General features: G+C 41.9%; 9 protein-coding genes. 7 read left to right on the top strand and 2 right to left on the bottom strand.

Annotated elements, in window-relative coordinates:
- The coding region (locus CV014_RS11560; protein WP_442946903.1) for a protein NinF at positions 1–319 on the bottom strand (319 nt) is incomplete at its 3' end.
- Between the two features lie 755 nt (positions 320–1,074).
- Between CV014_RS11560 and CV014_RS11555 the strand changes: the two genes are divergently transcribed.
- The 7 genes from CV014_RS11555 to CV014_RS11525 all read left to right on the top strand — a co-directional run bounded on the left by CV014_RS11555 (position 1,075) and on the right by CV014_RS11525 (position 12,529).
- A complete protein-coding gene (locus tag CV014_RS11555; RefSeq protein WP_236142163.1) occupies positions 1,075–3,537 on the top strand; it encodes a beta strand repeat-containing protein in 2,463 nt (820 codons plus the stop codon).
- Positions 3,538–3,666: 129 nt separating this feature from the next.
- Entirely contained in the window at positions 3,667–4,221 is a 555-nt protein-coding gene (locus CV014_RS11550; RefSeq protein WP_236142162.1) for a hypothetical protein, read from the top strand.
- A gap of 193 nt (positions 4,222–4,414) precedes the next feature.
- Positions 4,415–5,956 (top strand): hypothetical protein, encoded by a 1,542-nt coding sequence (locus CV014_RS11545; RefSeq protein WP_442946902.1) that lies wholly within the window; start codon positions 4,415–4,417, stop codon positions 5,954–5,956.
- Positions 5,953–9,720, top strand: coding sequence for a TonB-dependent receptor (locus CV014_RS11540; protein ID WP_236142161.1), 3,768 nt, complete (start codon positions 5,953–5,955; stop codon positions 9,718–9,720). The genes CV014_RS11545 and CV014_RS11540 overlap by 4 nt, the downstream gene beginning before the upstream one ends.
- Positions 9,721–9,729: 9 nt before the next feature.
- A complete protein-coding gene (locus tag CV014_RS11535) occupies positions 9,730–11,760 on the top strand; it encodes a DUF11 domain-containing protein (RefSeq protein WP_236142160.1) in 2,031 nt (676 codons plus the stop codon).
- A gap of 5 nt (positions 11,761–11,765) precedes the next feature.
- Entirely contained in the window at positions 11,766–12,218 is a 453-nt protein-coding gene (locus CV014_RS11530) for a hypothetical protein (protein ID WP_236142159.1), read from the top strand.
- Entirely contained in the window at positions 12,215–12,529 is a 315-nt protein-coding gene (locus CV014_RS11525; RefSeq protein WP_236142158.1) for a hypothetical protein, read from the top strand. Before CV014_RS11530 ends, CV014_RS11525 begins: the two co-directional genes overlap by 4 nt.
- A gap of 205 nt (positions 12,530–12,734) precedes the next feature.
- Here CV014_RS11525 and CV014_RS11520 read toward each other — a convergent pair whose 3' ends face one another.
- Complete coding sequence (locus tag CV014_RS11520; RefSeq protein ID WP_236142157.1) at positions 12,735–12,995, bottom strand: MoaD/ThiS family protein; 261 nt, start codon at positions 12,993–12,995, stop codon at positions 12,735–12,737.
- Positions 12,996–13,121 lie beyond the last annotated feature (126 nt).

Here is a 13,121-nt window from a genome sequence, read left to right as displayed (position 1 = left end):
GTTTGTTTAGACCCAGGCGACGTGCTAAACGGTGGGAACGTACCAGGGGAGTCATACCTGTTCCCACATCAATAACGTTCTCTGTTGCGACGGGTAGAAAGGGACGATAACGCCAAATAGAATTCGGGCCGGCTTGAATTTTTTCACGGGTGACAGACAGGCGTAGAGCATTGTAATCATACTTAACTTCCAACGGGCCAAAACAGAACTCACATACATGAATGGCTTTGAGTTCATATTCCGCGCCACATTCTTTACATTTCAAAGCACTGAAAGCGGCGTTGGAGGTTTGATTTGGTGTGGATATTGCCTGTGTCATAGTAACTATCTTTCCCTGTCTATCCGTCAACTGTGGCTGCATAGTATCACGAGTAAAAATACCAGTCAAACATACCCGACAAAAATAGTCGGATATGTTTATCCGTTGGATATTCACAGACGACAACTAATCTTCATGATCATTTACCTCAATATCACTGAAGTCATCAAGAAGTTAATGTCTTAATCGCAACATTTAGTATTTCTTACCTAAGTAATAAGACGCAATTATTTTAGTCTTAAAGTTTTCAAATACTGGTATTTCAACTGTTTTTCAATTGGAGACGCTCGATCTAATGTTGTATTATTACGATACCTATTTGTGTCAATCAGTCAACTCTATATTCAGTAAGTCAAACGTAAATAGAACATAGCAGGACTCAGAAATCGAACATCAAGCAGTTTTCTGATAGGAACTTAAAGTTGAGTTTTTGTAGCTTGCCCTAATTCCATCTGCTAAGGGTAAACCAGAACTGCCAACTACAGACATAGTCAGCGTGACATCTATAGTCCAAACCAGACTAGTAACTTTTAAGTGATTTTTATAGCCTTGAAGTCATTTAACGAGAAGCGTCTTGGGGGCAAAGTTCACAGCGTGTAACTCACCTTCTGCACTTTGAACTCGGCACAAGGTCAGTCCCAGTTTTGTGACTAATTTTTGTTGAGTTTCCCAATTATTTAGCTAGAACCTACCATACCAAGAAATTACACCCAATGAAATCTCTCTCTAGAGTTAAAAAGACCAAACAGTACGGAATGTACCGTGCATTCATCGCCGCTTCATTCCTCATTAATGGCATTTTCTCATTTGTTGCCCCTGTCTTAGCTGAAGGAACTGCGGGTGGTCAATCTATCAGTAACACCGCAACAGCCACCTACGAAGATCCTAATAATCCCAACACACCGATAAACAGCACATCCAACACAGTCACCGTCACTGTGGCTGAAGTGGCTGGTATCACTGTTACCGCTTCTGGGATTACCAATCAAACGACTCCTGGCGGTACAGTCGCCCCAGGAAATCAGTTGGCTTATACTTACACTATTACCAACATCGGTAACGACCCCACTAAATTCCGTCTTCCTAACCAAGCGACATCCAATGGGCCAGGCACCATTGCTGGTACCTTACCCGTAGATAAAAACGGTCAAACACCAGCTAGTGGACAACTGCAATACAGTACCGATGGTGGGGCAACTTGGACAAACGTAACTGCTGGTGGTATTGATTCCCCTTCCGTTCCCGTCGGTGGAACAGTGTTAGTCCGTGTGCCAGTAACCATAGCTGCTGCGGCACAAAACGGTGATGTAGTTAGCATTACTCTCGGTAACACCCAAGGCGATGCTCAAAACGTACCCAGAGTAGCTGATGGTGGTGACGTTTATACTGTGGATAATGCCGATGGTACTGTTGCTGGTGAAGTACCTGGCGCACCAGTGAACGGAGTCCGTGAAGCTAGTATCACCCAACAAGCGACAATTGGTGGCGGTACTAACACAGTTGCTCTAGCTACAGTCCTCAAAGTTCGCACAGGTTATGCTGCGGGTGACACTTCAGTCCTGAATGACGACGTATTAACCTATGGCTTGAGTTTGCGAGTTGAGAGCAGTGACCCCACAAATCGAGGCTATATACCCGCAGCTTTAGCAGGTACTAACCTGACAGTTGATGGCAACCCGGTGACAAGAATCTTAGTCTCTGATGCCTTACCTGCTAACACCACTCTGAATGCTGTACCAACTCCGCCTCCAGGATGGAGAGTAGTCTACTCCACCGATGATCCGGCAGTTAACCCAAACACAACAGCAAATCAAGTGTCATGGTCAACTACTGCTCCTGCAAATCTAAGTACAGTCAAACGCATCGGTTTCATTAATGATCCTAGCACTGTCACTTCCGTCGCTACAGGAACAACTGTCACCGGCTTTACCGTACAAATCAGGACTACTAATATTTCAGGCTCAACAGCTACCGTCAATAACGTTGCTCAAGTATTTGGTAGAACAGCCGGAGACCCCAATAGTCCCCTGATTGTTGACAATTCAGGTGACCAAAACCCCGATAACTACAACTCCACAACTGGAAATATTACTACTACCCCAGATATTGGTTACTATCCCGTTGCTGGTGTAAATCCCATAGATACAGCCAATAATAACCAAGCTGCGGCCTCTACAACAGGCGCACTCAACCAATTTACCATTTCTACTCCTTCACCCTACTCAGTGTTGAACGGCCCACAGGGTGCGCCAGATGCTACCGGGCCAGATGGGACAACGAATACTGATTTCACCAACAAGTCTTCCTTTGTACCTCCTAACACAGCACCTGGTAGTACCCTAGATCCTCAATCCGTTGGTTTCACTAATACCATTAGGAACAATGGAACTCAGGCTAGTGATATAGTCATAACTCCAACAACACCAAGTAATCCTGCGGATTTACCAGATAATACAAAAGTGACTGTGAGTTATCAAAATCAAAGTGCTGTTTATAACTATAGCGGCGGTACATTTACTCTCACATCTGGTACTCCAGTGAAAATTACTGGTGTGGCGGCTGGTGCTAATGTTACCTATGGTGTGGAAGTTGATTTACCACCAGGAACTCCCCTATCAACTGATACAAACATTCAACGTGGCTTCCCAGTTAGCGTCACAACTACATTAGTTGATGCCAGTAATAATCCCAGATTAGATGCTTCCAGCAACCCAATTCGCAACATTACTATTAATCGCGTTTACACTGGCTTCTTACAACTGTTGAAGAAGTCACAAATCTTGAAAGGTACTGGTCCAGATGTTCAGGGAAGTGATGGCACATTAAACACTGATCCTAAGAAACCTGCTCCTGGCAATATAATTCAGTACGTAATTGAATACAGGAACATTTCTGAACCACAATCTGGCGTAGGAAACGTGATTTTAGAGGCCGATAAACTGGTGATTACTGAAGATGGAACAATAGGAGGCCCTAATGGCAATAACTGGGCTTTAGACAACGATAACAACTCGCAAATTGATACCAGTAATATTATTGGTTCAGCTCAGGACTCTGGGGCAGCAAATATCATCTTCTATAATGGCAGCAATACTCCAGGTAGCGATATAACTGGTACTACTGCAACTACTGATGTGACGAAGTATGTAAATACTGTCACTGGAAAAGTAGGACCCGGTGTGGGTAGAACCTTTAGATTCCAACGGAAAGTGAACTAAAGGAAAAACAAAGAAACAGGTGAAAGGTTGAATAAGATGTATTGCATCAATAGATGATCATCCTTAACTCTCTTCACCTGTTTCCTTTTTCTTATATTTGGTAGTGTAAATTCTCATAAGGTGATAAAAATGAAGCGTTTTTTAGCTGCGGGAATAGGAGCAGCTTTAATTGTTGTCACAGTACCTTTTGTTTCTTCAGCGCATAGTTGGCACTTGAGTAGTGCAGTTGCTCAAAATCCTCGAACTCAGCAGGCTTTACAGTTGGTTTTGGCAGCAGAAAAGCAGGTGACGACAAAAGATCAACAGGGTAAGCAAAAAGTATCTTGGCAGGCTTTAACGGGAGCAGTTAAAGTCATACCAGGAGATGTGCTGAAGTATACATTGAGTGGGGAAAATAAAAGCGATCGCCCGATTAAAAATCTGACTCTCAATCAACCCATCCCTCAAGGTATGGCGTATGTGCTGAACTCTGCCAAAATTGCCAGGGAAGATGCCAAAATTACCTACAGCATAGATGGTGGACGTAGTTTTGTAGACAACCCCACAATTAAAGTGACTCTCGCTGGTGGCAAAGTAGAAACCAAACCAGCACCAGCTACTGCTTACACTCACATTCGAGTACAACTTCCCTCGGTAGCAGCAAAAACTACAGTTAAGCTAACTTATCAAACTCAGGTACGCTAACTGACTGTTTTCACCCGGCTTTTGGGCAAGATTTATTTATTAGTCAGCCGTTGTTTTATGTTTAGTTGGACAACATCGGTTGACTAAATAATTACTAATTGAGCATTAATTGAAACTTACCGCTTTTGAATGACAATCTTGTCACTTATAAATAAATGTTTTTATTAACAAATATTATGGCGTTTATGAGGAGATAAATTTAGTGAGTCGTCCTCTTAAAAAACAGAGAAACTTAGGTGTTAACTGGGGCAAACGGTTAACACCAATACTTTGTTTACTTGGCTTTTTGCATACTACCGCACCAATAACAGCGATCGCACAAGAAACTCGTGTAGTTAATATCGTTAACCAAGCTACTTATACTTATACTTATACTTATCAAGGTAAAAGTACTTTATATGAAGGAAGTAGCAGTCAACTGGGTGTGAGTTCTAGCCCTTTAGTTGACCCACTAGGAAGAATTTTAGGTTGTGCAGGTGCGCTTTTACCAGACTATACAGGTTTTTCTGTGGGTGTGTATGAACCTAATCCCAGCGACCCCACAGGAACAGAACTAGGCCAATTAGTGGCTCTAACGCCTACAGAACTACCTGATATTGCTAACAATGATATTCCTGGTGGTAAAGCCCCAAATATTCAAAATGTCAATCCTTATGCCATCACCAATGACCCGGCTGGTGTCTATAATTTCTTACTTGATCCCAATAAAGGTCAAACAGATCCGGGAAAAATATATATTTTTGTAGTTAATCCTCCAGCTAATTCTGACTATCGACAACGTCGGATTAAAATTGAAATTCTCAACAGCACAGGTTCCGAAAATAATAATGTTGTGCGATATATCGCTACTTCTTTAGATGGTCAACCCATTAGTCTGACTGGGGAAACCAGAGTAGAAAGCACAGTAGTTTTAGTTCCAAACGCAGAAGTTGTAGGACTAGACCTATTAGCCTTTGAATTTACGACTAATATGTGTCAAGCCAGTCAGATGCAGATTGTTAAAACAGGCGATCGCTCGGCGGCTGAACCAGGAGATACTGTAATTTATCGTCTATCAGTCCGTAACTTATCAGACGCAGCTTTAAATAATGTTGTTGTTACCGATAACTTACCTTTAGGATTTAACTTTTTATCTAAATCTGTCAGGGGAGAAATTGATGGTCAGTTAGTCCCCATTACCGCTACCCGTAACGGTAACACAGTAACCTTAAGTACAGATGCCAGTATTCCGGTTAAAAAAGTATTAAATATTGCCTATGCTGCTCAATTAACAACGGACTCTCTGCGTGGTACAGGTAGAAACAGTGCGATTGTTAATGCTTTACGTGCGGACAATCGTTTTAGTATCAAAGACGGGCCAGCCACACATAAACTAACTATACGTCCAGGTATAGTTTCTGACTGCGGTACAATCATTGGGCGAGTGTTTATAGACAAAAATTTTGATGGGGAACAACAAACAGGAGAACCTGGAGTTCCCAACGCAGTCATTTTCCTACAAGATGGCAACCGGATCACTACAGATCCGAATGGGTTATTCTCAGTAGCTAATGTCTTACCAGGAAGTCATGCTGGAGTATTAGACCTAAGTAGCGTTCCTGGCTACAAATTAGCCCCCAATAAGAAATTCCGCGAACGTAATAGCCAGTCTCGTCTAGTGCGCTTAGAACCAGGCGGACTAGTGAGAATGAACTTTGCAGTCACTCCCATCTCAGAGGAGGTAGTTAAACCATGAAACCTGTAACTAATTTCCATTTGAGGTTAATGGGAGTGATGGTAGGGGCTATTAGCTGTGTATTGTACCCAGCGATCGCTCATGCTGAAAGTATTGAACAGTCACAGTTAGAAAACCCTTCTTCAAATACTCCTTCTTCAGATGAAGAAGTGTTTCATGTTCCTTCTTCTATAGAAGATAAAGAGGTTGAAAAATTAGGTCAAACTACTGAAACTACTAATGAAGTTACAGAAGTACAGAACGAAACTTCTATAACTCAGACAGAAAGTTCAGAGTCCTCTCCAACAGCAATTACACCATTTGAACCATCAACAGAGGTTGTAGTCCCCCAAGCCTTAAGTAAACTCACAGAACCAGCCCCCACTACACCAAAAGAAATTCCCACCTTTACACCCGCAGCAAATACACCCTTACCCCGAAATTTACGTAAGTTAATCGCAGCAGAATCAGACGAAAATAACCCAGTCCTTAATCCCCAATCCCCAATTCCCAGTCCCCAATCCCCAATCCCCAATCCCCAATCCCCCACCGTAAAAATTCTCTCTCCCACCCCTAACAGTGTTGTCGATGTACCAGCCACTGCGGTGACAGTACAGTTTCCTGTAGGTAGTCAGGTAGAATTACGCGTGAATGGCGTACTAGTAGATGCTTCCTTAATAGGACGTACAGAAACCGATGCGGACACTAATTTAGTAACGCAGACATGGTATGGCGTTCCCTTAAAAGATGGTGAGAATAGTATTTCTGCACAGATTATCGGTAGTTCTGAACCACCGATGACAACAAAGGTAGTAGTACGAGGAACAGCCAGCAAACTCACGATCGAAACTGTAGAAGCTCGTATCCCTGCTGATGGACGTTCCACAGCGACGATTAAAGGGCAACTACTAGATATTAATGGCAATCGTTCTAATGAAGATAACGTTGTTACTATCATCCCCACAGCAGGAGAGTTAATAGGAACAGATTTCAAACCAGAACAACCAGGATTTCAGGTAGAGGTAAAAAAAGGCGAATTCACCACCGTTTTACGTTCAGAGATCAACGCCCAAACTGTCAGGATTCGCGCCTCAGTCAATAACTTAGAAGCTTTTACCCAACTGCAATTTGAAACAGCACTGCGTCCTAGCTTGGTGACTGGGGTGATAGATTTGCGCTTGGGTGCAAGAGGCACAGACTATTACAGTAGCTTTCGGGATTTTATCCCTCCCAATCGAGATAATAAGACGCAATTAGATTTTCACTCAGCAATCTTTGCTACGGGGACTTTTGGCGAGTGGTTGTTTACTGGTGCATACAATAGTTCTCGTTCTCTCAACGAAGATTGCAACTGTGATAATCGCCTGTTTAGGAATTATCAATTCAACGAACAAAATTATCCTGTTTACGGTGATAGTTCTAAAGTTGAAGCAGTCACGCCTTCGATTGATAGCTTATATTTACGTTTTGAGCGTTCTAGTAAGCTTCCTGGGGTGTCTCCTGATTATGCGATGTGGGGAGACTACAACACAGAAGAATTTGCTCGTTCTTCCCAGCAGTTTACCGCCGTGACTCGTCAACTGCATGGTTTTAAAGCTAATTACAACTTAGGAAATCTCCAAATTACGGGTTTCTACGGTAATAATCTCCAGGCTTTCCAACGGGATACTATCGCACCTGATGGAACTAGTGGTTATTATTTCCTTTCCCGACGGATTTTAGTTCCTGGGAGTGAAAATGTCTTCATTGAATTAGAGGAATTAAATCGTCCTGGTACGGTATTGGAACGCAAACAGTTAAGTAGAGGCCCCGATTATGAAATCGATTACGATCGCGGTACTCTATTATTCCGCGAACCTGTTTTGCGTACTGATGTTGATAGCAATGGACAAGTTTTGGTACGACGCATCGTTGTTAGCTATCAATATGATGGTGATAACTCTGATAGCAATATCTATGCAGGTCGTTTACAATACAACTTTTCCAGCATCCTCAACCAAGAGAGTTGGTTAGGTGCGACTTACCTGAGAGAAAACCAAGGAGTCCGCGCCTTTGAACTTTATGGTGCAGATGCGATGATCTCTCTAGGTTCGCAAGGTAAGTTAATTGCCGAATATGCCCATTCCACCAATGATTCTGACATTATGGGTAATGTCAGTGGTGAAGCGTACCGTTTAGAAGCCCAAGGGGAGATTTTCAAAGGCATACAAGGCCGTGCTTATTATCGCTACGCTGATACAGGTTTTGCGAATAATGCCACAGTTAGCTTTGTTCCTGGTCAAACTCGCTATGGTGGACAGTTAACAGGGAAAGTTTCTCCAACTACAAATATTCGCCTGCAATATGACCACGAAGATAATTTTGGCATTGCGCCCCAACCTCTAGATACGTTTGAAGAATTATTTTCCCCACAATCGCAAGCTACACCAGGTACTCAAGTAGATAATTCTCTCACCACCATTTTGGCGGGTATTCAACAGAGATTAGGGAAAGCTACTGTTAATGTCGATTGGATTCACCGCGATCGCCAAGATAGAATGGCAACTACTAACGCTAATACGACATCCGACCAGTTGCGGAGTCGTTTGACCTATTCTTTGACTGATAACCTCACCTTCCAATTCCAAAATGAGATGACGTTATCATCTGACAAAGATAGCGTGTATCCAGATCGGACTATTTTGGGGCTAAATTGGGCGGTTGTCCCTGGTATCAATATTAGCCTTGCCCAACAATATTACAGTGGTGGTCAAAATGCCGGTAACTCAATTACTAGCTTAAATATTAATGGGGAACACAAGCTTGGTACTGATACTACCTTAACTGCACGTTATTCTATTCTCGGTGGAGCCAACGAACTCACAACCCAAGGTGCTGTAGGTCTCAATAACCGTTGGATGATTGCACCTGGCTTGCGGTTGAATCTCGCTTACGAACACATTTTTGGTAGCTTCTTCAATCGTACCGCCGCAGGTCAACAATTCGCTCAACCTTTCGCCTTCGGACAAAGTGCTTCTAGTATTGGTTTTAATGGTGGTGATAGTTACAGTGTAGGTTTGGAATATTCTGATAATCCTGACTTTCAAGCTAGCGCGCGTTATGAATATCGTACCTCTTCCAGTGGTTCTAACACTGTAATTTCCGCCGCCGCCGTGGGTAAAATCTCTCCAGCACTCACAGGTTTATTCCGCTATCAACAAGCCAATTCTGCCAATCAAAAACTTGTAGGACTAGGAGATACAGTCAACTTAAAACTGGGTTTAGCTTATCGCGACCCCAAAAATGACAAATTTAACGCCTTGTTGCGTTATGAATACCGACAAAATCCCGCAACTATTCCCGACACGATTCTATTAGGTAGTGGTACTGGTTCTCAAGACCATACCTTTGCACTAGAAGCTATTTATGCTCCTAATTGGCAATGGGAATTTTACGGTAAGTATGCTTTGCGAAATAGCACTTCCTACTTAGCTAATGATTTAGTCGGTACAACTACGGTCAATCTCGGACAATTGCGTGCTACTTATCGGCTGGGCTATACCTGGGATTTGGTAGGTGAGGCGCGTGTCATTGGGCAATCTAATTATACAGAAACAGGTTTTGTAGTAGAGGCTGGTTATTATTTAAGTCCTAATTTGCGGCTAGCAGGTGGTTATGCGTTTGGGAAAGTCGATGACCGTGATTTTTCAGGTACGCGTTCCGCCGGTGGTGCTTATTTGGGTTTGACGCTAAAACTGAATGAATTATTCGATGGATTTGGACTACAAAAACCTGTGGCGCGTTAACGATAACTAATGAAATTTTTATTTAATGATTTACAGGCGATCGCTAAAATGAAACCATCTTTATTTAATCGCTACCAAAAACAATGCTGGGGTAGTCTTGTTTTTCTGCTCTGTATTTTAGGACAGGGTACACAACCTAGTTGGGCAGAAGGTAGTAAAGAATTAATAGCAGATGGGGGCAACAGACCTTACTTAGAATGGTACAATTCGACGACTGCGGGAATTACTCGCCAAACTACAATCAAATTCTACGCTCAATCTGGGGAAACAGTGTATCTTGGCTCTAGTGTCCCTACAAGTTATACTGACCCCAAAGATATCGTTATTCTTGATAGTGCCAACAATGTTGTACAAAACTGTGATGTTAACGCCTCCACAGGAGCAGGTTTTATTGACACATTAGCTAAAGAGATTGCGGGACCTGCTCCTTTAGCCTCTGGTGGTTACACACCTTGTATTTTTACTCCCTCTAGCACTGGTATTTATCAAGTCCAATTTCATGCGCCTGAAAATAGTTCTACAAGTAATCCAACTGTCGTACTTACAACAGCGCAATTCCCCACCAATGCTAACCAACACAATGGAGTAGCGGCTTGGGATGTCACAGTAGTTAATAATGGTATAGCCCAAAAAGGGCGAGTATTTACTAATTACATCGCCATGAATATGGGTAATAATAACCTATCTTTGAACTCAAAACTTTACATTCAAACTAAAGATGGGTATCGCTATGAAACTGATATGAATCGAGTTGATCCTTTCGGATTTATCTTTTTTGCTAATAACCGAGGATATATAGATAAAACTAACAACAGTACGCTGTACCGTAGTGCTGGCGGTGCTACCGATAATCAACTATTATTCACTGGTAATATTCGTGTTCAAGACCCCACTGTCGCTGATACGGCGACTGATATCACTCACCTAGTTTTCTTTAATCGTCCAGCAAACGCAACATTATTAGCCTTGGGAATTCCCCTAACTGCAACACCACCACCAACTCCCCAGAATTTTCTCTTCACAGGTGGGACTGGTGGTAGTGGGAATCAAACTTATGTTGGTGTGGGTGGTAATTTTAGTTTTACTGTAAATTCCAGTGGTAGCTATCAAATTATTATTGATACTAACGCAGATGGTACTTTTGACCCCAGTACGGACAGAGTATTGCAAAATATTATGTTGTCCGGCTTCAATACAGTATTTTGGAATGGGAAGGATGCTAGTGGTAATAATTTACAACCCAGAGCAAACAATGCTCCTTATCTCGCCCAAATGACTACTAGAGCCGGGGAATATCATTTTCCCATGTTGGACGCTGAGAATAATCCGTCGGGTTTTAGAATTACTATGGAAAATGCCCCAGGTTCATTTCCTGCTATTTTAGATACCAATAACCAAAATATTAACGCGACAACTGTCTATTATAATGACTCCAATTACACCACAGCTAATGGTACATCTGTCAGTTTAGATCCTACTGGGAGTCAAGTAGCAACAAACCCTCGCAATGCTGCCAGAGGTATAGATAGTGCCGTCGGAGAGCATGAATTTAGTGGTGTCTATGGGGACTTTAAGGGTATTGATACTTGGACATATTTCCCTAGTGGAGCATTTACTACACCTATAGTAATTACTACTACTAATACAGCCAATGTGAGAGGCACTAAATCTGTACGTTTCTCCCAAGATCAAGATAATAATGGTCAGGTTTCTGTAGGTGATCGAGTAGAATACACTATCACTTACTCCAATTTGAGTCCAGGCAATAGTAATGCTATTAATTTTATTATTAATGATAATTTGCCGACACAATTAACTTATGTTTCTGCCACTATAACTAATCAGACATCAGGTAATAATATTACTCTTAATTCTAATTACAATGGCACTGGAGCCTTAACTAATTCTGGTATTCTACGCGTCGGTGATACTATAACCATAACTATTGCCGCTACAATTAACAATGCCAATAGTGGCAATCCGATTATTAACCAAGCAACGCTAACTTTACAACACCTGATAATTCCAATGGAACAGTAGGTACGGTGTACACAGATGCAAATTCCGCAGGTGCTACAACAAATCCTCCAACCGTGGGAAATTATTTCGCACAGACTGCTGATGATAGTTCAAATTTAGGTAATGATCCTACTAGTACATCTGATGATGATCCTACACTGTTTACAGCTGTGCCTACCGTTGTTAGTAATCCACCTAAATTATTATTAGTCAAGCGGATTACCCGTATTAATAACCAAAGTTTAACTGATCTTGTGGATGGACGTAGTGATGTGGCTACAACTGATCCTAACTATGTAGCTGTTCCGCGTGATACAGATGATAATGACTCTAAGTGGCTGACTAATTATTTACGTGGTTTAATTAACGCTGGAACTGTTAAACCTGGGGATGAATTAGAGTACACTATCTATTTTCTTTCTAATGGTCAAAATAATGCCACTAATGTCCGGCTTTGTGATTTAGTACTAGTAATGTGACTTTTCTGCCGACTGCTTTTAATAATCAGACTCCTAATGATGGTGGTTTAGCAAGTGCAGATAAAGGAATTGCATTGAGTATAGGAGCAAATACAGTCTTTTTAAGTAATGTAGCAGATAGCGATCGCGGCACTTTTTATCAAGCCAATGACCCCAATACACCAAGCTTCTGCTCTAGTAGTAATACTAATGGTGCTGTAGTGGTCAATATCACCCGCAATCCAGATTTGCCTAATCTACCCCAAGCCACTGGTGCCGGCACACCAACAAATTCCTATGGTTTTGTTCGCTTCCGTGCCAAAGTGAAGTAGTAGTCAATAGTCAATAGTCAATAGTCATTACTCATTACTCATTAGTCATTACTCATTACTCATTACTCATTAGTCATTACTCATTAGTCATTAGTCATTACTCATTACTCATTAGTCATTAGTCATTACTCATTACTCATTACTCATTACTCATTACTCATTACTCATTACTCATTACTCATTATTTTTTCTTCCCCTACAACCTCTATCCACCGCTAACGGGTGGAATTAATACCACTTCATCGCCGTGTTTTAACACTGTGTCTGGTTGGACAAAGATTAAATTAATGCCGAAGCGGGTGATTTCGCGCCATTTGGCTAATTCTGGGTGTTCGCTAATTAGGCGATCGCACACAGCACTCACAGGTGTACCATAGGGAAACTCTAAAACTAACTCTGGGACTCCATAGGTTTCTTGATAAACAGCGAACAACTTTACAGTAATGCTGATGGCAGAATTGCACATATAGTTCTTATCGTCCGGTTTTGACGGTACGAGCTTCGTTAACTATGCAGACTATGGTGACAAAGTTTCTCACGATCAGATATTGATGTGCAATGGTATTTATGATGATCACTAGCAAAAAAGCTA

This window comes from Nostoc sp. CMAA1605, from assembly GCF_021596505.1.
Taxonomy (GTDB): Bacteria; Cyanobacteriota; Cyanobacteriia; order Cyanobacteriales; family Nostocaceae; genus Trichormus.
The sequence above is the reverse complement of the archived record's forward strand: the minus strand, read 5'-3'. Positions and strand labels throughout refer to the sequence as shown.

Bases quoted from the DNA above. Each gene is read 5' to 3' on its own strand.
- CV014_RS11555 (WP_236142163.1), top strand. From the start codon at position 1,075: ATGTACCGTGCATTCATCGCCGCTTCATTCCTCATTAATGGCATTTTC.
- CV014_RS11550 (WP_236142162.1), top strand. From the start codon at position 3,667: ATGAAGCGTTTTTTAGCTGCGGGAATAGGAGCAGCTTTAATTGTTGTC.
- CV014_RS11540 (WP_236142161.1), top strand. From the start codon at position 5,953: ATGAAACCTGTAACTAATTTCCATTTGAGGTTAATGGGAGTGATGGTA.
- CV014_RS11535 (WP_236142160.1), top strand. From the start codon at position 9,730: ATGAAATTTTTATTTAATGATTTACAGGCGATCGCTAAAATGAAACCA.
- CV014_RS11520 (WP_236142157.1), bottom strand. From the start codon at position 12,995: ATGTGCAATTCTGCCATCAGCATTACTGTAAAGTTGTTCGCTGTTTAT.